This window comes from Rhizobium sp. NLR22b (genome assembly GCF_019685295.1).
Classification (GTDB): domain Bacteria; phylum Pseudomonadota; class Alphaproteobacteria; order Rhizobiales; family Rhizobiaceae; genus Rhizobium.
On sequence record NZ_JABDWM010000012.1, the window covers coordinates 114,984 to 135,620 of the forward strand.

The following is a 20,637-nucleotide window of genomic DNA, read 5'->3' on the forward strand; positions in this document are numbered from 1 at the left end:
GACGCCTCGCGCGCTGGTGCGAGCGAGGCGAGGCGGGCGCATTGCCAACGGATGAGGGAGGAACATCCGCGGCTTCGGAACGCGCCAGGAGAACCCAACGAGGAAAGTCCAGATGCCGTACCTGAACTTTCGAATGTGTTCATATTAACGCGTTCCGGTTGAGTCTGCCAGAATGAAAAATGACCATTAAAACGCTGGGGAAGGGGTAAGTTTCGCACAAGTTTCGTTGCGCAGCTAAGTTTTTCCGCTCGTCACCAGCTCGAAAAGGCCTTAATTTCCGCCGGCTCGACCATTGATTCGATTTTTCAGCAATCTCAGCATGCGCTTCTGGAAGTTGACCGCCTCAACCCGATCGAATCGCGCCTGCAGCCGATCGTGCTCCTCTATGCCGCGAGTTGATTCGTTGGAGACGAGCTCCTGCATGGCCTCGCAGTTGCGCTGCTGCGGCAATGCGCGGATGGCGCGCTCCATGGCGCGGGCCTGGTCTCTGGCGATTTCGGCATGACGCTCCTCATGGCGCTTGATGTCGCTCGACAGTGCGTCCCATATCATCGACAGTTCCTTGCTGGCGCCTCTGCGGCTGTTCCAGCGCGGCAGTATGACCTGGGTGTGAACGGTGACCTTGACATTGCCGACGCGGCATCGGCCATTATCCTGGATATAGGTGGCCTCGCCGCCGAAGCGGATCTTGGTGGCGCCGGGATGGCGTGCCGACGAACCGCTCGCCGTCGGGCCGCGCCGGCTGAGCTCCCGGTCGAGCTCATCGGCGGTTTTGCCGCGGATGTCGAAATAGGAATAACTTTTCGATGCGATCACTTCGGCTGCCGCTGGACTGCTGACGGAAAGAGCAATGGAAAAGGCGACAGGAAGGCACATATAACGCATTGCAAGCGGCATTCTGAACGCAACCCATGTTGAAATCGGCAGGAGCTTGGGGCATAGCCACCGTAAGCGCAATATCGGATGGCGGCTTTTTTCGTCATCAATAGGACAAGTCTGGTGACAGGGCTCGAAGGCAGTTTCTGGCGTGTCGGCCATGGCCGGGAAATCGAACTCGGCGGTCGTTCGGCGATCATGGCGATCATCAATGTTACGCCGGACTCCTTCTCCGACGGCGGACGTTTTGAAACCGTCGATGCCGCCGTCGAACATGCATTGCAGGCGGTCAGCGATGGTGCTGCGATCATTGACATCGGTGGCGAATCGACCCGGCCTGGTGCGTTGTCGGTCAGCCCTTCGGAAGAGCAGGCGCGGGTGTTGCCCGTCATCGAGGCGCTGCGCGGTCGCACCGAGGCGCTGATCTCGATCGATACCTATCGTGCCGAGACGGCGCGGCTTGCCGTCGGCGCCGGCGCCCATATCGTCAACGACGTCTTCGGACTGCAGAAAGATGCAGGTATTGCGGATGTGGCCGCGGCCAGCGGCGCGGGGCTCTGCATCATGCATACCGGCCGTGACAGGGTTAAACTTGCCGATGTGATCGCGGACCAGGCGCATTTCCTCGAACGGTCGCTGGCGATCGCCGCCGCGGCCGGAGTCAACATCGACCAGATCGTGCTCGATCCGGGTTTCGGCTTCGCCAAGGAGATGGCTGAGGAGAACCTGGAGCTGATGGCGCGGTTTTCCGAACTGTCGCGCTTCGGCCTGCCGCTGCTTGCCGGCACGTCACGCAAGCGCTTCCTTGGCGCGGTGACGGGGCGCGAGGCGCTGGAGAGGGATGTGGCGACAGCCGCATCAAGCGCGCTGCTCAGGCTTCAGGGGGCTGCGGTTTTCCGGGTGCACAATGTCGCAATCAACAGGGATGCGCTTGCTGTCGCCGATGCTATGCTCAATGCGCGCCAGGAATTCGAGAGGAAGCGGCCGACATGACCACCTACACGATCACGCTGCAGAACTGCGCCTTCTTCGCGCGCCACGGCGTGCATGACGAGGAGGAATTCCTCGGCCAGCGCTTCTTCGTCGACGCCGAGCTCGATGTGGTTGCCGGCGAAGCGCTGGAAAGCGATTCGATCAACGACACCGTCAATTACGGCATTGCCTTCACGGTGATCGAGGAGATCGTCACTGGCAAGCGCCGCTACCTCATCGAAGCCCTGGCGCTCGATATCGCCAAGGGCCTCTGTCAGACATTCCCGCAGGTGCGCCGGGCGAAGATCACGGTGCGCAAGCCGAATGCGCCAGTGCCAGGCGTGCTCGATTTCGTGCAGGTGAGTGTTGAACATTTTGCCTGAGGCTGAATCACAATCGGCCACACTCGGCCTCGGCGGCAATATCGGCGATCCGGTAAAGGCGATGGCCGCGGCGCTGCAGAGGCTGGACGGGCGCGACGACTGTCGTGTCACCGCCGTATCGCGGCTCTATCGCACGCCGCCTTGGGGCAAAACGGACCAATCGTTCTTCTTCAACGCCTGCGCAGCCGTCGAAACCCGGCTCTCTCCGGAGGCGTTGCTCGATGTCTGTCTTTCGATAGAGCGTGAGATGAAACGCGAGCGTATCGAGCGCTGGGGACCGCGCACGCTCGATATCGACGTGCTGACCTATGGCAATGTCGTCCAGCAGGCGCCGCGGCTGGAGCTGCCGCATCCCCGTATGACCGACCGCGGTTTCGTCCTGATGCCGCTTGCCGATATCGCCCCGGGCCTTCTCGCCAAGGGCAGGACAGTCAGTGAGTGGCTGCAGGAGGCCGATGTGGCCGGCATCGAGGTCGCCGATGATAGCGGCGACTGGTGGCGCAGCGCCTGAGGCTCTGAAACGCGAACGGCGGGAAACCCGCCGCTTCAGGAAAACCCGTCATCCAGTCGGTCTACTGGATGGAGCCGACGGCCATTTCGTCGACCTGACGAGTCAATGTCAGGCCGATAACCGGGATCATCTGGCTTTCGACCTTGACCGACACGGTAACGTTCATCGTCTTGTCGTCACGCACGCGGGCGATCATCGCGCCATTCAGCTTGGCGCGGTTAATGCCGACCACGACCGTATCCTCGGTGACGGCGCCGGAGACGACGTCAAGACCCTTGCCGGCGGCGCCGTCGAGGAACTTGCCCTTGTAGGTGGAGCCCGACTGCGAGATGACGGCGCTCATCGGCTGCTTGAAGACGCCGACGCGGCAGGTTCCATCGAGCTTGATGCCGGCAGTGCTGTCGCCGGTGGGTTCACCGGTCAGGTTGCAGGTGAATTTCGTGCCCTTGTACTTGCCGGCGACGATCTCGCCCGGGCCCTTCCAGGAGCCGGTGACGGATTCGAAGAAGGCCTTGTCGCGGGTTGCGGCAGTGGCTGCCGGAGCGACGTCTGCGACAGGAGACAATGCCGCGGCGGCGAGGCCGCATAAGAAGAGAAACTGGCGCGAATACATGGATTTTCCTTGGCAAACACCACTCACGAACTGGTGCCAAGTTTTGCCGAAGAATGGTTAATCCTTCCTTTCGATTGTGCCGAAATGCGAGTGATTGGATTTCTGTCGTGCCGCGCGGATTTTAGGATCCGGCGGCTACAGTGTTGAATCTGCTTAACTTCGCCAACTTCACCTACGGGAAGGTGAGAGCTGCGGAATCACCTCGTCGCTTAAGGATTGTTGCCGCGCGGCGACATTGAAGGTGTGAGGTCGCCGATAAAATCGCCGATTCCCGGTCGCTTCACCGCACGAAAGGCAAGCGGGCGACAGAGATCCATCGCCGCGATTCCGATGCGAGCGGTCATCAGGCCGTTGATCACGCCTTCGCCGAGTCGAGCCGATAGCTTCGAGGCCAGCCCATGGCCGAGCACCTGCTGGACGAGACTGTCGCCGACAGCGATCGAGCCGGTGACGGCGAGATGGGCCAGCACGTCACGCAGGAGGCGGCACATGCCGAGCGTGCCGGGGCGGCCTCCGTAAAGCTCGGCCATGGCGCGGATGAGGCGCACGGACTCGTAGAGCACATAAAGCAGATCGACGATCGCGCGCGGGCTGACGGCGGTAACGATCGAGACGCGCTTGGAGGCGTTGACGATGAGCGCCCGCGCTTTGCGGTCGAGTGGGGCCAGGAGTTCGCGTTCGGCCAAGGCGATCAGATGCGGGGGGTCGATGACCTCGCCCTCGGTCGCCTTCAGCGTCGCGCGGCCCTTCGATGTCTCGGGGCTGGCCGCAAGAAGCGTGGTGAGGCGCGCAACGACGGCGCGCGCTTTCGCCGGCCGTGTTTCGAGGATCGCCGCCTCTGCTTCCGCCTTGATCGCTTGAACAGCGGCAAGGCGCATCATGCCCGCGGTCTCGCGGATGACGAGGGCAAGAACGGCGAGAATGCCGATCGCCAGCACGCCAAGAGCTGCATAACCCAGCCAGTCGGCGCGGGTGAAGAGATTGCGGATCAGCCGGTCGGTCCAGAGGCCGATGCCGAGCGATAGCAGGATCCCGAAGGCGCCTAGTGCGATCTTGCCGAAGGAGGTGCGCCGCTTGCGTGGCGTCGCCACCGGCACTGCGCTCGCATCCCTGTCGGGATTGATGAAGGGATCCTCCTCGTCAGGCGTCAAGACGATGTCTTCCGAGAAGCTTTCCGGTCTGCGTCGGCCTTGCTGTTGCCGACCATTGTCGCGCGGCACGGCAGCCTCATCCTCATAGGCGAAGGCGGCGGGTGGCCGTTGCGGCAAATCGGAGGGGGGCTTACTCATGCGAGACGGTCTCCGAACAGGAACTGCATGGCGCGGTCAAGGCGGATATGCGGCACCGACAGCTTGATGCCGCCGCCGGTCTCCTCGAGATGCGGCGGGCGGAATCGGACGACGTTAACGTCGGGCAGGGTATCGGCGGTCTCGCCGGAAGCGATGCGGTCGAACAGGCTTTCCGGATCCAGCGGCAGGTCTCCGGGGAAGATCGCGGTCTTTTTCTGGCCGTCGAATCGCTCGCCGGCAATGGTTTCACCCTCCATCGGCGTGCCGACGATGACAGGCAGTTCATGGCCGTCGCGTTTGACCGATGCCTCGCGCGTGGCGCGCACGGAAGCGAGCGCCATCACGTCGATTCCGGCTCCGGCCATGCCGATGCGGGCGATGGCGCGATCGACGAGGCGGCGGGTCAGCGCATCGAGCCGATCATGGCTCTCATGATGGAGATGGTCGGCCTTGGTGGCGGCGACCAGCACACGGTCGATACGGCGCCCCAGCAGCGACGAGAGCAGCGAGTTGGTGCCGGGGCGGAAGCAGGCGAGCACGTCGGTCAGCGCGCGCTCCAGATCCTGGACGGCTTCGGGGCCGCGGTTCATGGCCTGCAGCGCGTCGACCAGCACGATCTGCCGGTCGAGCCGGGCGAAATGCTCGCGGAAGAACGGTTTGACGACCACGGATTTATAGGCCTCGTAACGCCGCTCCATCATCGTCCAGAGCGAGCCGCGATGGGGACGCGCGCCCGGCGGCAGGACGAGCGGGGCGAAAGTCAGTGCCGGCGAGCCGTCGAGATCGCCGGGCAGAAGCAGACGCCCGGGCGGCAAAGTGGAGAGTGAGCGTTCGTCGGCCTTGCAGGCCTTGAGGTAATCGGCAAAGGCGGTGGCAAGCGCGCGGGCTGCCATCTCGTCGGCGCCGGCATTTATATCGGCGGCACGTGTCAGAGCCAACCATTCCCGCGACAGTTCGGAGCGCACGCCGTTTTGCGCAAGCGCAATCGTTTCCTCGCTGAACGTGCGGTAATCCTTGCCGAGCAGCGGCAGGTCGAGCAACCATTCGCCTGGATAATCGACGATATCGATTGACAGCCTGCCAGGCGAGAACAGGCGGTTCCACCCGCTGGCGCTCTGATAATCGACCGTAATGCGCAGTTCGGAAATGGCGCGCGTGGAATCCGGCCAGACGCGGTCCTTCACCAGCGCCCGGATATGATCCTCATATTGGAAACGGGGCACGGCATCATCGGGCTGAGGCTCCAGCCGCACGGCCGAAACGCGTCCCGACTGCACCGGCTCGAACAGCGGCAGCCGGCCGCCATGCAGGAGATTGTGGACAAGCGAGGAGATGAAGACCGTCTTACCGGAGCGGGAGAGGCCGGTGACGCCGAGCCGCACGGTCGGATTGACGAGGCCGCTTGCCCTGTCGGCGAGATTATCAAACGCGATGCGGGCGTCGTCGGCGAGGGATGTCAGGCGTGGCGGCAAGGCGCAATTCCGGTTGATGACTGCCGGCAATATAGGAAGACTGCACCGCCCGAAAAAGAAGCGGAGCGAAAGACTTCAGACGACGAGAAAATCGATCAGGCGCCAGCCGCTGGCGGAAGCATCGAAATCGACAACGGCAAGACCTGCCGTTGGAAAGCCGGCGGGAAGGGCGTTTACCATGGCCTCGCGGCCGATCAGCGCCTCGAGCGCCTGCTCGATCGTCGGGTTGTGGCCGACCAGCATGACGGCGGCATTATCCTGCGCATCGACGATTTCGACATAGGTATCGACCGTGGCGTTGTAGAGCGCGTCGATGTAACTCACGTCGAGTGTCAAACCCATTGCCCGATGGACGGCGTCGGCGGTGTCGCGGCAGCGAAGCGCCGTCGAACTGATCAGAAGATCGGGACGGTAGCCCTTGGCGGCGGCTTTGTCGGCGATAACCTCGGCATCGCCGTAGCCTTTTTCGTTGAGCGGGCGGTCGAAATCGCGCTGTCCGGGTTCGGCCCAGGCGGCCTCGGCGTGACGCAGGAGATAGATGCGATTGGGCGGAGGCAGGGGTACGGTCATGGGTAAATCCGGGATCGGCGGGTCTTTTCAGTAGCGGTTGCGATCATCCGCCGTCAACCGCCAGCCATGCCGCAACGGCCCAAAACGTGGGCGACCACAAGGCGTTTTGAAGACGAGACGAAAATTGCGAACGCGAATAATCATGAGAAAATAGTCCCTTAGCCAAAAATTGTAACAGATTTAAAAATCTGTTTAGCTGTCGTATTTGGCTTGAATCGCGGCTAGCGCTTGGGATATACACCCGCCCAGATGAGATGTTCTTCAGGAGAATCGCGTTGAGTGAGAAGATCGATCTTAGCAATTACGTTCCCTCGGAAGAGGAAGAATTCATGAACGTAAACCAGCGTGCCTACTTCAGGGCAAAGCTGGTCGCCTGGAAAAACGATATCCTTAGAGAAGCGCGCGAAACACTCGACCATCTGGCCGAAGAAAGCGCAAACCATCCCGATCTCGCCGACAGGGCGTCGTCGGAAACCGACAGGGCGATCGAACTTCGCGCCCGCGATCGGCAGAGAAAACTGATCTCCAAGATCGACGCGGCGCTGCAGCGCATCGAAGACGGCACCTACGGCTATTGCGAGGAAACCGGCGAACCGATCGGTCTCAAGCGTCTCGACGCCCGTCCGATCGCGACGCTGTCGATCGAGGCGCAGGAGCGCCACGAACGTCGCGAAAAGGTCTACCGCGACGAATGACCATTCCCATGCAGAGATGAGACACATTCAGCGCCGCGATCCGATCGCGGCGCTTTTTGTTGAGCCATCTCCCGATGTGTCGAAGAGGCGGTTACGGGAAAGCGTCCGTCGCCAGAGCTTTCCAGAATGGTTCCCGCTCCGCCTCCGTGGCGAGATCGATTGTGACGAGGGTGCCATTCATGATCCGCCGCCGCATGATGTCGGCCCGCTCGGGCTCTGTTCGACAGAGGCCCCGATCGTGAAGAGCCTGCAGGCGGGAGCGTGATATCTTCAACTCGCTGGCCAGCAGCCGATCCAGGCGCATGCTTGCTGGAAACGGGGCCGTAAGTTCGATTTCCAGGCTCGTCCAGCCTGTGGTCTCGTGCCGAATCTCCTTGGTGATGTCGAATTCGGCGAACTCGTCCACACGCTGTGACTTGCGCCGCAGCGCATCAAGATTGAAGGTTTCCGCCCGAATCCAGCTCGGGTCGTTGGACTGCAGCGCGTCGAGAATCATCGGATCGACGTCTCGAATATTTCGGCGTTCGAAGATCGGGCGGTTCCATGTCCTTTCGCAGATCAGGCATTTGTAGATCAGCCAGGCGTCGAGCTTGCGACCGTTTGCATTAAGCCGGATCTTGCCGCTGGATCGGAAAGCTCTGAGGCCCCCGCATCCGCCGCAGGCAATCCATGGCTGCGGCGCCGTCTTGGGAGTGATGGTCCATCGGACCCGAAGTGTCTTGCACATATCGTCTTGGTCTTCCGTTCGGAAGTCCACCAAGATGGTGCATGAGAAAACCCTTGCGGGCGCGGTATGGCGATGTCGTGGGCGGCTGAAGAGCTGAGACAGCGGAGCACATGGCACATTGTAACAATGCCAAACCGGTCTCTCGCCACCACCCGATGAACATGTTCGCATGCCGCCAGCGCGTCGCTTGCGACAATACGGGTAAAACTGGGGTGAGACCGGTATTTACTTAGGCAAAGTCTACCTCGAATGCGCCAATGCTCTTCAGCCCGATCGATAGCAAATGATCAGCGTGATAGGGAGTCCCCGAGGCATCGGTGACGTGAAAGCCGCAGCATTGCGGCTTTTATGCAACTTCATGACGAAGGCTGAGCGACAGCAACCGGATGTAAGCGTTTGTCTTACTTGTCGCGATTGACGCTCATTTCGCCGAAGATGCGGGCAACTTCTTTCTGCAGTTCGGTATCGGCACCGGTGATGGGGGCAAGTTCGGGATCACGGCGCGGCTGGTTGGCCGGCTGCGGCGCGGCCTGACGAGGGCCCTGATTTGCCGGGGCCGGCACGATGCGCTCGGCCGTCAAATTGTTTGACATTTCCTCTTCCAGCACCCGTTGGAAATCACGGCGGATCGCCGCTGCCGATTGCACAGCCGCATCGTCCTCGGCCGTAGCGGCAGCGGCGCGCGGCGCCGGCATATCCGGGGCGGAGACCTCGGGCTCGATGCGCTGCTGAGGCAGCACGCGCTGGCGGGCGGCATCCAGGATTTCGGCGGCGCTTGCGGTATCGCGGAACGATGCCGGCTGCGCGCCGGCGGCAGCAGAGGGGCGCTCCGGGGTGCGCGCTTGGGGCGGGACAGCGCGTAGGGATTGGTCGTGTTCGGTCGATAGAGGTACCGTCGCCGGTTCTGGCGGAAGAGGGCCGGTGGCCACCGGCGGCGGCATGGTGGGCGCGGCCGATGGTTCGGGGCGCGGCCGCGGCTCCGATGCGGTGGGCGCAGCGAAGGGGGGGCCGGCGGCCGGCTCGGCGCGGGGTGTGACCGGCGCACGGGCGGCGGAAACAGGCGGTGTTTCCGGCCGCGGGACTGAAATCGGCCGCTCGGCGGCAGGCTCCGGGCGTGAGAGGCTTTCCGGCTGCTCGGTCGTCTGCGGCAGGATCCGGCTTTCAATGACGATATCGGTCGGGCCACCGATCATGATAAGATGCTCGACATCATCTCGGCGCACCAGCACCAGCCGGCGGCGGGCGTCGACGGCTGCCGCGTCCAGCACCTGCAGGCGGGGCTGACGGTTGCGACCGCCGCGTACAAAGGGCGACGGGGCGCGGCCTCGCATCAGCCAGAGTGCCAGAATGAGCAGGAGGAGCGCCAGGCCAACGCCACCGGCCGCAAGCAGGAAACGGCTGCCATAGGCTGCGACAAGATCATCGAACATAGTCACTCACTCCATTTCACATTCGGCACATATTGACGACTTTTCCGTCCCTTAGGCAAGGGCAGCCGGCCCTGTCCAGCCATGCACGAATGCGATTTCGTGTTATGCCGAATTGCAGCTGCCGGCGTCGCGCGCAGGCAGCTGCCGCAGGCATCAGCCGCAGATGGCGCTCTTGCCTGTGAATTCAAGCGGTCTTGCCGGCGACCGGTGTTTTTGCCGGCTTGGCAAATTGCTAAGAAGGAAAGAGCGCCTGATTCCCGCTTCTTATTCGTGCTACGAGGTGGGGGGGCATATGCGAGGAATATATGACGAAACCGCGTCAGGTCGACGACTATAACGCACCGCTTGTGGATCGTGGGGGGCGTTCTGGCACGGTTTTGCGCATTCTTCTCCTGGCGCTCGTGCTGATCGCGGCCGCCGGGGCTTTTGTCGTCTTCAAGCGATCGCTCGACAACGAGATGGTGCTCGGCGGTCTAGGCGTTCTCGCCATGGTCGGCATCTTCTTCCTGGTATCTTCCGTCATCGGCTTCATCGAGGTGATGCCGCAGCGCCAGTCCGACAGCCTGGCGCGCGCCTTCCTCAACAGCCACCCGGATGGCACGCTGATCACCGACGAAAAGGGCCGTATCATCTATGCCAACGCCGCCTATGGCGCGCTCACCGGCGCGCGCAAGGCAACAGAAGTGCAGACGCTGGAAACGCTGCTGTCGCGGCATCGCGAATCCAACGAGGCGCTCTACCGGCTGGTCAACGGTCTGCGCGAGGGCAAGGAGGGCCGGGAGGAATTCCGCCTGCTGCGCGCCGTCGGGCCCGGCAGCAACAGCTCGGGCGCGCATTGGTACCGGCTGAAGGTGCGGCTGCTGCAGCCGGAGGATGATGGCGGCAAGCCGCTTCAGATCTGGCAGATCACCGACATTACCGCCGAACGCGACGATCAGGAGCGCTTCTTCAAGGAGCTGCAGAATGCGATCGACTATCTCGATCACGCTCCGGCCGGTTTCTTCTCTGCCGGCAGGAAGGGCGAAATCTTCTACCTGAACGCGACACTTGCCGAGTGGCTGGGCCTCGACCTGACCAAGTTCCTGCCCGGCTCGATGTCGATTGGCGATCTGGTGGCGGGCGAGGGGCTGGCGCTGATCCAGTCGGTGCAGGCCGAGCCCGGCCTGAAAAAAACCGTGACGCTGGATCTCGATCTGCGCAAGACCAACGGCCAGAGCCTGCCGGTGCAGATCATCCACAGCGTCACCTCGATGCGCGACGGCGCTCCAGGCGAAAGCCGGACGATCGTGCTGGCGCGCGGAAAGAGCAGCGAGAGCGGCCAGTCCGCTTCGGCCGCCGCCATGCGCTTCACCCGCTTCTTCAACAATACGCCGATGGCGATCGCCTCGGTCGACGGCGATGGACGCATCCTGCGCACCAACGCTCCGTTCCTGAAGCTGTTCTCCGGCATCGTCTCGCGCGACGACCTGGAAAAGGCGCCGTATCTCGAAACCATCGTGCAGGAGAGCGACCGGCCGCAACTGGCCGCGGCGCTGACGGCCGCCAAGGACCGGCAGGGTGACATCCCGCCGCTCGACACCCGCACGCCGACCGACGAGGCGCGCTATTTCCGCTTCTATGTCAACGCCGTCATCGACCAGAGCGACGAGGCGCCGGAAGAAGCGGCGATCGTCTATGCCGTCGAGGTGACCGAGCAGAAGGCGCTGGAAGCGCAAATGGCGCAGACGCAAAAGATGAACGCTGTCGGAACGCTCGCCGGTGGTATTGCACATGACTTCAACAACGTCCTGACGGCGATCCTGCTTTCTTCCGATCACCTGCTGCTGCAGGCGCGTCCTTCCGATGCAAGCTTCGCCGATCTGATGGAAATCAAGCGCAACGCCAACCGCGCCGCGGTGCTGGTGCGCCAGTTGCTCGCCTTCTCACGTAAGCAGACGATGCGGCCCTCGGTGCTGAACCTCACCGATGTCGTCGGCGACCTGCGCATGCTGGTCGACCGGCTGCTCTCCGGCACCAATGTCAAGCTCGATGTGCAATATGGCCGCGATCTCTGGCCCGTCAAAACGGACCTTTCGCAATTCGAGCAGGTGCTAATCAATCTCTGCGTCAATGCGCGCGACGCAATGCCCGACGGCGGCACGCTGACGCTGCGCACCCGTAATCTGACTGCAGCCGACGTCGCGGCCTTCAACTATTCCTACATGCCGGCCGAGGACATGGTGCTGGTCGAAGTCGCCGATACCGGGACAGGCATCGCGCCCGAGATCATGGACAAGATTTTCGAGCCCTTCTTCACCACCAAGGATGTCGGCAAGGGCACCGGGCTTGGTCTCGCCATGGTCTACGGCATCGTCAAGCAGTCCGGCGGCTACATCCAGCCAGAATCCGAAGTCGGCAAAGGCACGACCTTCCGGGTCTTCCTGCCGCGCCACATCCCGGAGCCGGCGATTGCCGCGGAGGCGGGTTCGATCGACAGTGCCATCAATGAAGTCCCAGCCGCGCCCGCGGTGACCGCGCAGCAGCCGGAGGACCTGACCGGCTCGGCCGTCGTCCTTCTCGTCGAAGACGAGGAAGCGGTGCGCCGCGGCGGCAAGCGCATGCTGGAAACGCGCGGCTACACCGTGCATGAGGCGGGCTCGGGCGTCGAGGCGCTGAGCATCATGGAGGAGCTCGAGGGCAAGGTCGACATTGTCGTTTCCGACGTGGTCATGCCCGAAATGGACGGCCCGACGCTGCTGCGCGAGTTGCGAAAGAATTATCCCGACCTGAAATTCATCTTCGTCTCCGGCTATGCCGAGGACGCCTTTGCCCGCAATCTGCCCCCGGATGCGAAATTCGGATTTTTGCCCAAGCCGTTCTCGCTGAAGCAGCTTGCCGTGGTGGTGAAGGAAACGTTGGATAGCTAATTACGGCTTGATGGTTTCCGGAGAGAGCACACTGTGTGGCACCCGCTCTGTCCTGCCGGACATCTCCCCCACAAGGGGGGAGCTCGATGAGCGGCTTAGCCGTCCCACACAGCCACCGCTTTGCCGAGCTACAACGCCTATTGTTTTGGTAAACCTTGGGTCCAGCCAATCTCCCACCTGTGGGGGAGATGCCCGGCAGGGCAGAGGGGCGGCTCAACGGCACTATCTATCTGTATGGCGGGACCGGCCCGGCCGTCAAAAATTACTCACCCAAAGCCACGGCAATCTCCGCCGCAAGCCTTGCATTGTTCTCCACCAGAGCGATGTTCGTCTTCAGGCTCTGACCATCCGTCAGGTCGAAGATGGTCGAGAGCAGATAAGGCGTCACCGCCTTGCCGGTCACTTCGTCGCGCTCGGCGCTATCAAGTGCCCGCTCGATATAGATTTCCATCTCTTCACGCGCGATTTCGTCGGCTTCCGGCACCGGATTGGCGACGAGCATGCCGCCGTCGATGCCGAGCTGTTCGCGCACCGTCTGGAAATTGGCGATGGCCGCCGGGCTGTTCAGCGAGAGCGGGCTGCGGATACCTGATGAACGCGACCAGAAGGCTGGGAATTCTTCGCTCTCATAGGTGACCACGGGCACGCCGCGCGTCTCCAGCACTTCAAGCGTCTTTGGAATGTCGAGGATTGCCTTGGCGCCGGCGCAGACGACGATAACGCCGGTGCGCGCGAGCTCTTCGAGATCGGCTGATATATCGAAGCTTTCCTCGGCGCCGCGATGCACGCCGCCGATGCCGCCTGTGGCGAAGACACGAATGCCGGCGCGGGCCGCCGCGATCATCGTCGCCGCGACCGTGGTGGCGCCGGTGCGGCGCTCGGCGATCGCGAAGGCGAGATCGGCCCGCGACACCTTCATCACCTCAGTTGCCTTGGCAAGCTGCTCCAGTTGCGCAGCTTCAAGGCCGATATGCAGCGTGCCGTGGATGACCGCGATCGTTGCCGGCACGGCGCCCTGTTCGCGAATGATCGTCTCGACGCTGCGCGCCATTTCGATATTGCCGGGATAGGGCATGCCATGCGTGATGATGGTCGATTCCAGCGCCACCAGCGGTGCGCCGCGCTGCTTGGCGCTGGCGACCTCCTTCGAATAGGCGATCGGCAGAAGAGGGGAGATGGGCTTGGTCATGATCTTGTCCTGTGATCGGCGGAGCATGAAACCGAAAAGCGTGGGCGGTTTTCGAACGGCATCATGCTCAACTCTTTAATTCAGTCGCTTCAATGTAGAATTCTGACCTCGGGAACAAGGGCAAGTGCCTCGTTCAAGAGATCCGGCGTCAGATTTTCGTTGACGGCGTGCCGTGACTGCACCGTGAGCGCTGCCGCCGCCGCGCCGTGGCGAATGGCCTCCTCAAGCGGCAGGCCAAATATCAAGGCGGCGAGCGTGCCGGCGGCAAGGGAATCGCCGGCGCCCGTGACATCGGCGACGGTGTCGGCGATTGGCGGCTGCAGCGCCACGGCGCGGTCTTTGCAAATCGCAACAAGCTCGCGCCGGCCGCGGGTGACCACGGCGTTTCTGATGCCGATCTCGTTCAGGAGCGGCGGCCAACCGCCCGAATCCTCCGGCTGCACGCCGGTAACGGCAGCGGCTTCGGCCTCGTTCAGGAACAGATAGTCGATATCCGCGATGCAGGGTTTCAGCCGGACCACCTTGGCCGGCGAGATTGCGATGGCCGCGACGGGTTTGGCCAGGGAGTTCGCCTTGGCGACGATCGCCGCGATCGTCTCTTCCGGCAGATTGGCGTCGACGAGAATGAAATCATGCGCGGCGAAGGCCTCGCGCACCCAGCGGATGGACAGGCGCCGCGGCACGAAGAAGCGGTAGAGATCCATGTCGGCAAGGGCGATCACGAGGTCGCCGTTCTTCTCGATGATCGCTGTGTAGCTCGGCGTCTTGCGGTCGAGGAAGACGAAGGGCCGGTCGTCGATGCCGGCGAAATCGGCGGCTTCGCCGACCATTTCGCCGAAGGGATCGCCGCCGCGCGGCGAGATCATCGTCACGTGAAAGCCCAGTCTTGCAAGGTTGCGCGCCGCATTGAAACCGCCGCCGCCCGGCTCCTCGATCCAGGTGCCGGGGTTGCTGGCCCCTGGCGCCGTTTCGCCGGAGATGCGGCCACGCCTGTCGATATGGGCGCCGCCGAGAACGAGAATCTTTTTCATCAACTCACCCGCTTCTCATAACCCGGGAAAGGCGAATCGAAGCGGTCCGCCTGGCTGCGACAAAGCCGGCTCATAAGGCCTAAGCCGTTGCTTTGCATTGATAAAACAAATGTAGAACACGGGCCGTTTTACCTTTTTCTTTCAAATGTTTGTACGCCTATTGCGGGAATGGAACAAATAGGGTACAAACTCGACATTGCTTGAGCGGCTTCAATAACCTAAAGGTGGATCGGATGTCTCAGAATTCATTGCGGCTGGTAGAGGACAAATCGGTGGACAAAAGCAAGGCGCTTGAAGCGGCACTCTCACAGATTGAGCGGTCGTTCGGCAAGGGCTCGATTATGAAACTCGGTTCCAACGAGAACGTTGTCGAGATCGAGACGGTTTCGACGGGCTCGCTTGGTCTTGATATCGCCCTCGGCATCGGCGGTCTGCCGAAGGGCCGTATCATTGAAATCTATGGGCCGGAAAGCTCGGGCAAAACAACGCTTGCGCTGCAAACCATTGCGGAATCGCAGAAGAAGGGCGGCATCTGCGCTTTCGTCGATGCTGAACACGCGCTCGACCCGGTCTATGCCCGCAAGCTTGGCGTCGATCTGCAGAACCTTCTGATCTCGCAGCCAGACACCGGCGAGCAGGCGCTCGAAATCACCGACACGCTGGTGCGCTCCGGCGCCGTCGACGTTCTCGTCGTCGACTCGGTCGCCGCGCTGACGCCGCGCGCCGAAATCGAAGGCGAGATGGGCGACAGCCTGCCGGGCATGCAAGCCCGCCTGATGAGCCAGGCGCTGCGCAAGCTGACCGCTTCGATCTCCAAGTCGAACTGCATGGTGATCTTCATCAACCAGATCCGCATGAAGATCGGCGTCATGTTCGGTTCGCCGGAGACAACGACGGGCGGCAATGCGCTGAAATTCTATGCGTCCGTGCGCCTCGACATTCGCCGCATCGGCTCGGTCAAGGAGCGCGAAGAGGTGGTCGGCAACCAGACCCGCGTCAAAGTCGTCAAGAACAAGATGGCGCCTCCCTTCAAGCAGGTCGAGTTCGACATCATGTATGGCGAAGGCGTGTCGAAGACAGGCGAACTCGTCGATCTCGGCGTCAAGGCCGGTATCGTCGAGAAGTCGGGCGCCTGGTTCTCCTATAACAGCCAGCGTCTCGGCCAGGGCCGCGAAAACGCCAAAACCTTCCTGCGCGACAATCCGGATCTCGCTCGGGAGATCGAGCTGGCGCTGCGCCAGAATGCCGGCCTGATCGCCGATCGTTTCCTGCAGAATGGCGGTCCGGATGCCGATGACGGCGATGCCGCCGCGGAAATGTAATTTTCGCGCTTGAACTTGATCTGATATCTCAGCCGGCTGCATTCCCTTATCAGAATGCGGCCGGTTTTGTTTGTCGGCTGGACAGTGGCGGAGGCGAACGTTAAAAGCCGATGGATTTGTATTTACCGGCCTCGGGCAGCATTGAAGGGCATAGAATGAGCGGCGTGAACGATATCCGGTCGACCTTCCTCGACTATTTCAAGAAGAACGGCCACGAGATCGTTCCGTCCAGTCCGCTCGTGCCGCGCAACGACCCGACGCTGATGTTCACCAATGCCGGCATGGTGCAATTCAAGAACGTCTTCACCGGCCTGGAAAAACGTCCTTATGCGACGGCGACAACCTCGCAGAAGTGCGTGCGCGCCGGCGGCAAGCATAATGACCTCGACAATGTCGGCTATACCGCGCGTCACCTGACCTTCTTCGAAATGCTCGGCAATTTCTCCTTCGGCGACTATTTCAAGGAGAATGCGATCGAGCTTGCCTGGAAGCTGGTGACCGAAGGGTTCGGCCTGCCGAAGCATCGTCTGCTGGTGACCGTCTATTCCGAAGACGAGGAAGCTGCGGCTTTGTGGAAGAAGATCGCCGGTTTCTCCGACGACAAGATCATCCGCATCCCGACCTCCGACAACTTCTGGCAGATGGGCGATACCGGCCCCTGCGGCCCGTGCTCGGAAATCTTCATTGACCAGGGCGAGAATGTCTGGGGCGGCCCTCCCGGTTCGCCCGAGGAAGACGGTGACCGGTTCCTGGAATTCTGGAACCTGGTTTTCATGCAGTTCGAGCAGACCGAGCCGGGGGTTCGCAATCCGCTGCCGCGTCCGTCGATCGACACCGGCATGGGTCTGGAGCGCATGGCCTGCATCCTCCAGGGCGTTCAGAGCGTCTTCGATACCGATCTTTTCCGCATGCTGACCGGCACCATCGAGGACACGATAGGAGTCAAGGCGGAAGGCAGTGCCAGCCACCGCGTCATCGCCGACCATCTGCGCTCCTCGGCCTTCCTGATCGCCGACGGCGTGCTGCCGTCGAATGAGGGCCGAGGCTATGTGCTGCGCCGTATCATGCGTCGCGCCATGCGGCACGCCCAGCTTCTCGGCGCCAAGGAGCCGCTGATGTACAAGCTGCTGCCGACGCTGGTGCAGGAGATGGGCCGCGCTTATCCGGAACTCGTGCGCGCCGAGGCGCTGATCTCAGAGACGCTGAAGCTTGAAGAAGGCCGCTTCCGCAAGACGCTGGAGCGTGGCCTGTCGCTGCTGTCGGATGCGACCACAGATCTCGGCAAGGGCGACATGCTGGATGGCGAGACCGCCTTCAAGCTTTACGACACCTACGGCTTCCCGCTCGACCTGACGCAAGACGCCCTGCGCGCTCGCGAGATCGGCGTCGACATCGCGGGCTTCACCGATGCCATGGAGCGCCAGAAGGCCGAAGCCCGCTCGCATTGGGCCGGCTCCGGCGAGAAGGCAACCGAAACCGTCTGGTTCGAGCTTAAGGAAAAGCATGGCGCAACCGAGTTCCTCGGTTACGACACAGAGAGCGCTGAAGGCGTGGTGCAGGCGATCGTCAAAGACAGCGCCGTTGCCGACGAAGCCAAGGCCGGCGACAAGGTGCAGATCGTCGTCAACCAGACGCCGTTCTATGGAGAATCCGGCGGTCAGATGGGCGATACCGGCGTCATCTCCTCGGACCACGGCAAGATCGAGATATCGGACACGCAGAAGAAGGGCGAGGGCCTCTTCGTGCATACCGGCACCGTCGTCCAAGGTGCCTTCAAGACCGGCGATGCTGTCGTTCTGACTGTCGACCATGCACGCCGTTCGCGTCTGCGCGCCAACCATTCGGCAACCCACCTGCTGCACGAGGCGCTGCGCGAAGTGCTCGGAACCCACGTTGCCCAGAAGGGCTCGCTGGTTGCGCCCGAGCGCCTGCGTTTCGACGTTTCGCATCCCAAGCCGATGTCGGCCGAGGAGTTGAAGGTGGTCGAGGACATGGCAAACGAGATCGTGCTGCAGAATGCGCCCGTCACGACCCGCCTGATGAGCGTCGACGACGCGATCGCCGAAGGCGCGATGGCGCTCTTCGGCGAGAAATACGGCGATGAGGTGCGCGTCGTTTCGATGGGCACGGGTCTGCACGGCGCAAAAAGCAACAGGCCTTACTCGGTCGAACTTTGTGGTGGCACGCATGTGTCGGCGACCGGTCAGATCGGCCTCGTGCGCATCCTCGGCGAAAGCGCCGTCGGCGCCGGTGTTCGCCGTATCGAAGCGGTGACCGGTGAATCGGCGCGCGAATATCTCGCCGAGCAGGATGATCGCGTGAAGACGCTCGCTGCCTCGCTGAAGGTGCAGCCTTCGGAAGTTCTGTCGCGCGTCGAAGCGCTGATGGACGAGCGCCGCAAGCTCGAAAAGGAACTGGCCGACGCCAAGCGCAAGCTCGCCATGGGCGGCGGGCAGGGCGGCTCTGCCGATGCGGTGCGCGAGGTCGCTGGAGTGAAATTCCTCGGTAAGGCCGTGGCCGGCGTCGATCCGAAGGACCTGAAGGGTCTTGCCGATGACGGCAAGGCCAGCATCGGTTCCGGCATCGTGACGCTGATCGGTGTATCCGAAGATGGCAAGGCGAGCGCCGTCGTTGCGGTGACGCCGGATCTCGTTGAGCGTTTCAGTGCTGTCGATCTGGTGCGTGTCGCCTCGGCCGCCCTCGGCGGCAAAGGCGGCGGCGGACGTCCCGACATGGCGCAGGCCGGCGGTCCGAACGGCGCCAAGGCTGATGAGGCGCTCGAGGCTGTTGCAGCGGCACTTGCAGGCTGATCGTCGAGCGTGAGAACTGTTTGAAAGAGCAGCCGGCTGCGAGATCTTGGATTTCGCAGCCGGTTTTGTTTTCGCTGCGCGGCGGCGGCGGTCAGTTTCTCGTCTGCAGTGCGAAACGGCACGCGAGCCCGGTAAAGACTGTTGCGAGCATATATTGCGGCAGTTTCGGGAAACGGCGCATCGAGCCAAGCCGTGAACGGATCTACATGCAGATCGGCAAAGCCTTCGAGACGTTGTTCGGCACACTTTCCGCCCGCGGCCTTGGCAGACCCGCTATGCGGATGATCGGCGTCTATGTCGATGACCCGGACATCGTGCCGGCTGAGAAGCTGCGCTCGATCGCCTGCGTCACGAGTGGTTCGGACGTTCCAGCCGAGGCGCCGTTCGAGCGGCGCAGTTTCGACGGTGGCGACTATGCCGTGCTACGCCACAAAGGTCCCTATGCCGACATGTATAAGGCCTATCAGTGGCTCTACGCGGAGTGGCTGCCAAAGTCAGGACGGCAGCTGAAGGACAGCATCATGTTCGAGGAGTATCTGAACAACCCGCGCGAGGTGCCGCCGACCGAACTGATGACGGATATTCACATGCCGCTCGCCTGACGGCGGACATCCCCGACGCGGCGGCTTGGCCGTCGCGCCGGATTGAACGTCAGGCGGCCTGTATCGTCTTGCCGGCCTCGTCGTCCAGGTCATTGGCGCGTTTGTAGGCTTCCCGCTCGCTGATGCGGCCGAAATAATCGATGAAGGCCTGGCGCTTTTCAATGCTGCCGAAACCGAGGCCCCAGCCGATATGGGCGCCGACATAGACGTCGGCGGCGGTGAAGCGTTCGCCGGTGACATAGGTCGAGCCGGAGACGGCCATTTCGAGCGTGTTCATGACGTCGCCGAAACCGCCGCAGCCGGCCATGCGCAGGCGTTCGGCGGGAATTTCGAAGCCGAGCGCTTTCATCGTTACCGCCGATTCAAGAGGGCCGGCGGCAAAGAACAACCAGCGGTAATAGGCGGCGCGCTCCTCCGGCCTCGGCGCCAGACCCTTTTCCGGAAAGGTTTCGGCAAGATAGGCGCAGATCGCTGCGCATTCGGTGACGATGGTGTTGCCGTGACGGATCGCCGGCACCTTGCCCATCGGATTGACCTTGAGATATTCCGGCGCCTTCATGGTTTCACCGAAGGTCAGGAGTTCGGTGCGATAGGGCTGCCCGATCTCCTCCAGCATCCAGCGCGCGATGCGTCCGCGCGACATCGGGTTGGTATAGAATACCAGTTCTTCGGTCATGACATCCTCATCGTGTAGCGATTATTTCAGGCGTTTCCCGCTCGGCAGAATCAATAGAGCGGCAAGATCCTTGTGCAACCCCCGGCGTTCAAAGCGCCTTGCGGTACTGGATGAACCCCGAGCGTTCGGCGATCCTGTCGTAGAGGCGCCGGGCGGTGACATTGCCTTCATGGGTCATCCAGTAGAGCCGGCCGGCACCGTTTTGCCGTGCCAGCCCGGCGACAGCCTCGATCAGCGCGGCTCCGCTGCCGAGCCCGCGTTGGCTGTCCTCGACATAAAGGTCCTGCAGATAGCAGGTCCATTGCGGCAGCCAGCAGGAGCGATGGAAGATCGCGTGGGCGATGCCGACGAGGCGGCCGTCTTCGTCGAAGGCGCCGAGCGCGTGCATCGGTTCGTCGGGATCGTGGAAGCGGCCCCAGGTGAGGTCCGTGGTTTCAGGCGGGATGACTACTTCGTAGAAACGCTGGTAAGCCGCCCATAAGGGCTCCCAGGCGGCGCGGTCAGAGGGTTGGAGCGGGCGCACGGTCGCCGTCATTTTCAATTCTCCCAAAACGAAAAACGGC

The 20,637-nt window shown here is 62.3% G+C and carries 18 protein-coding genes and 2 pseudogenes; 8 read left to right on the forward strand and 12 right to left on the reverse strand.

Translation table 11 applies throughout. The features are described from left to right. Positions 1–270: 270 nt before the first annotated feature. Positions 271–897 (reverse strand): DUF922 domain-containing Zn-dependent protease, encoded by a 627-nt coding sequence (locus HJC00_RS19945; RefSeq protein WP_210631116.1) that lies wholly within the window; start codon positions 895–897, stop codon positions 271–273. Positions 898–999: 102 nt separating this feature from the next. On the opposite strand from HJC00_RS19945, the gene folP reads away from it, so the two are divergent. The 3 genes from folP to folK are packed head-to-tail and all read left to right on the forward strand — an operon-like array spanning position 1,000 to position 2,742. Next, positions 1,000–1,869, forward strand: coding sequence for a dihydropteroate synthase (gene folP, locus HJC00_RS19950; RefSeq protein ID WP_221155795.1), 870 nt, complete (start codon positions 1,000–1,002; stop codon positions 1,867–1,869). After that, complete coding sequence (folB, locus tag HJC00_RS19955) at positions 1,866–2,231, forward strand: dihydroneopterin aldolase (protein ID WP_008525873.1); 366 nt, start codon at positions 1,866–1,868, stop codon at positions 2,229–2,231. Before folP ends, folB begins: the two co-directional genes overlap by 4 nt. Further along, positions 2,224–2,742 carry a 2-amino-4-hydroxy-6-hydroxymethyldihydropteridine diphosphokinase gene (folK, locus tag HJC00_RS19960; protein ID WP_221164538.1) on the forward strand — a complete coding sequence of 173 codons (519 nt, stop codon included), beginning with the start codon at positions 2,224–2,226 and terminating at the stop codon, positions 2,740–2,742. The genes folB and folK overlap by 8 nt, the downstream gene beginning before the upstream one ends. A gap of 61 nt (positions 2,743–2,803) precedes the next feature. On the opposite strand, the gene HJC00_RS19965 is transcribed toward folK, so the two are convergent. From HJC00_RS19965 to HJC00_RS19980, 4 genes are all read right to left on the reverse strand, one after another. Next, entirely contained in the window at positions 2,804–3,355 is a 552-nt protein-coding gene (locus HJC00_RS19965) for a hypothetical protein (protein ID WP_011425593.1), read from the reverse strand. A gap of 209 nt (positions 3,356–3,564) precedes the next feature. Further along, positions 3,565–4,644 carry a YcjF family protein gene (locus HJC00_RS19970; RefSeq protein WP_210631118.1) on the reverse strand — a complete coding sequence of 360 codons (1,080 nt, stop codon included), beginning with the start codon at positions 4,642–4,644 and terminating at the stop codon, positions 3,565–3,567. Then, positions 4,641–6,116: a YcjX family protein gene (locus HJC00_RS19975; RefSeq protein ID WP_210631119.1), complete on the reverse strand. Its 1,476-nt coding sequence runs from the start codon at positions 6,114–6,116 to the stop codon at positions 4,641–4,643. Before HJC00_RS19975 ends, HJC00_RS19970 begins: the two co-directional genes overlap by 4 nt. Positions 6,117–6,191: 75 nt before the next feature. Further along, on the reverse strand, positions 6,192–6,686 hold the full coding sequence (locus tag HJC00_RS19980) for a histidine phosphatase family protein (protein ID WP_210631120.1): 495 nt from the start codon (positions 6,684–6,686) through the stop codon (positions 6,192–6,194). Positions 6,687–6,961: 275 nt separating this feature from the next. Between HJC00_RS19980 and dksA the strand changes: the two genes are divergently transcribed. After that, on the forward strand, positions 6,962–7,381 hold the full coding sequence (dksA, locus tag HJC00_RS19985; RefSeq protein ID WP_008525884.1) for an RNA polymerase-binding protein DksA: 420 nt from the start codon (positions 6,962–6,964) through the stop codon (positions 7,379–7,381). A gap of 91 nt (positions 7,382–7,472) precedes the next feature. On the opposite strand, the gene HJC00_RS19990 is transcribed toward dksA, so the two are convergent. Further along, positions 7,473–8,108 carry a DUF1062 domain-containing protein gene (locus tag HJC00_RS19990; RefSeq protein ID WP_221147622.1) on the reverse strand — a complete coding sequence of 212 codons (636 nt, stop codon included), beginning with the start codon at positions 8,106–8,108 and terminating at the stop codon, positions 7,473–7,475. A 401-nt stretch (positions 8,109–8,509) separates the two neighbouring features. Next, complete coding sequence (locus tag HJC00_RS19995) at positions 8,510–9,538, reverse strand: flagellar biosynthetic protein FliO (protein ID WP_221164524.1); 1,029 nt, start codon at positions 9,536–9,538, stop codon at positions 8,510–8,512. 305 nt (positions 9,539–9,843) lie between these two features. Here HJC00_RS19995 and cckA point away from each other — a divergent pair, with 305 nt between their 5' ends. After that, the gene (cckA, locus tag HJC00_RS20000) at positions 9,844–12,444 is read left to right on the forward strand and encodes a cell cycle histidine kinase CckA (protein ID WP_210631123.1); all 2,601 of its coding nucleotides are present in this window, start codon (positions 9,844–9,846) and stop codon (positions 12,442–12,444) included. A gap of 262 nt (positions 12,445–12,706) precedes the next feature. Here cckA and HJC00_RS20005 read toward each other — a convergent pair whose 3' ends face one another. Further along, positions 12,707–13,633: a pseudouridine-5'-phosphate glycosidase gene (locus HJC00_RS20005; RefSeq protein WP_064806159.1), complete on the reverse strand. Its 927-nt coding sequence runs from the start codon at positions 13,631–13,633 to the stop codon at positions 12,707–12,709. Between the two features lie 89 nt (positions 13,634–13,722). Then, a complete protein-coding gene (locus HJC00_RS20010) occupies positions 13,723–14,667 on the reverse strand; it encodes a carbohydrate kinase family protein (protein WP_221147624.1) in 945 nt (314 codons plus the stop codon). Positions 14,668–14,897: 230 nt separating this feature from the next. Here HJC00_RS20010 and recA point away from each other — a divergent pair, with 230 nt between their 5' ends. Together recA and alaS are read left to right on the forward strand one after the other, a co-directional pair. Then, a complete protein-coding gene (recA, locus tag HJC00_RS20015) occupies positions 14,898–15,986 on the forward strand; it encodes a recombinase RecA (RefSeq protein WP_011425583.1) in 1,089 nt (362 codons plus the stop codon). A gap of 155 nt (positions 15,987–16,141) precedes the next feature. Beyond that, the gene (alaS, locus tag HJC00_RS20020) at positions 16,142–18,796 is read left to right on the forward strand and encodes an alanine--tRNA ligase (protein WP_221123381.1); all 2,655 of its coding nucleotides are present in this window, start codon (positions 16,142–16,144) and stop codon (positions 18,794–18,796) included. A 91-nt stretch (positions 18,797–18,887) separates the two neighbouring features. Here the strand turns inward: alaS and HJC00_RS32700 are convergent. Continuing rightward, positions 18,888–18,998 (reverse strand): annotated as a pseudogene (locus HJC00_RS32700) (LysE family translocator); the annotation flags it as partial. Position 18,999: 1 nt separating this feature from the next. Between HJC00_RS32700 and HJC00_RS20025 the strand changes: the two are divergent. Continuing rightward, positions 19,000–19,398, forward strand: a pseudogene (locus HJC00_RS20025) (GyrI-like domain-containing protein); the annotation flags it as partial. A 49-nt stretch (positions 19,399–19,447) separates the two neighbouring features. On the opposite strand, the gene HJC00_RS20030 reads toward HJC00_RS20025, so the two are convergent. Both HJC00_RS20030 and HJC00_RS20035 read right to left on the reverse strand, forming a co-directional pair. Then, positions 19,448–20,074: a glutathione S-transferase family protein gene (locus HJC00_RS20030; protein WP_221164525.1), complete on the reverse strand. Its 627-nt coding sequence runs from the start codon at positions 20,072–20,074 to the stop codon at positions 19,448–19,450. Positions 20,075–20,162: 88 nt separating this feature from the next. After that, a complete protein-coding gene (locus HJC00_RS20035; RefSeq protein WP_210631127.1) occupies positions 20,163–20,609 on the reverse strand; it encodes a GNAT family N-acetyltransferase in 447 nt (148 codons plus the stop codon). Between the last annotated feature and the right edge of the window lie 28 nt (positions 20,610–20,637).

Bases quoted from the DNA above. Each gene is read 5' to 3' on its own strand.
- recA (WP_011425583.1), top strand. From the start codon at position 14,898: ATGTCTCAGAATTCATTGCGGCTGGTAGAGGACAAATCGGTGGACAAA.
- HJC00_RS19970 (WP_210631118.1), bottom strand. From the start codon at position 4,644: ATGAGTAAGCCCCCCTCCGATTTGCCGCAACGGCCACCCGCCGCCTTC.
- alaS (WP_221123381.1), top strand. From the start codon at position 16,142: ATGAGCGGCGTGAACGATATCCGGTCGACCTTCCTCGACTATTTCAAG.
- folB (WP_008525873.1), top strand. From the start codon at position 1,866: ATGACCACCTACACGATCACGCTGCAGAACTGCGCCTTCTTCGCGCGC.
- HJC00_RS19990 (WP_221147622.1), bottom strand. From the start codon at position 8,108: ATGTGCAAGACACTTCGGGTCCGATGGACCATCACTCCCAAGACGGCG.
- HJC00_RS20005 (WP_064806159.1), bottom strand. From the start codon at position 13,633: ATGACCAAGCCCATCTCCCCTCTTCTGCCGATCGCCTATTCGAAGGAG.
- HJC00_RS20035 (WP_210631127.1), bottom strand. From the start codon at position 20,609: ATGACGGCGACCGTGCGCCCGCTCCAACCCTCTGACCGCGCCGCCTGG.
- HJC00_RS20030 (WP_221164525.1), bottom strand. From the start codon at position 20,074: ATGACCGAAGAACTGGTATTCTATACCAACCCGATGTCGCGCGGACGC.
- HJC00_RS19995 (WP_221164524.1), bottom strand. From the start codon at position 9,538: ATGTTCGATGATCTTGTCGCAGCCTATGGCAGCCGTTTCCTGCTTGCG.
- HJC00_RS19945 (WP_210631116.1), bottom strand. From the start codon at position 897: ATGCCGCTTGCAATGCGTTATATGTGCCTTCCTGTCGCCTTTTCCATT.
- HJC00_RS19965 (WP_011425593.1), bottom strand. From the start codon at position 3,355: ATGTATTCGCGCCAGTTTCTCTTCTTATGCGGCCTCGCCGCCGCGGCA.
- cckA (WP_210631123.1), top strand. From the start codon at position 9,844: ATGACGAAACCGCGTCAGGTCGACGACTATAACGCACCGCTTGTGGAT.
- HJC00_RS19980 (WP_210631120.1), bottom strand. From the start codon at position 6,686: ATGACCGTACCCCTGCCTCCGCCCAATCGCATCTATCTCCTGCGTCAC.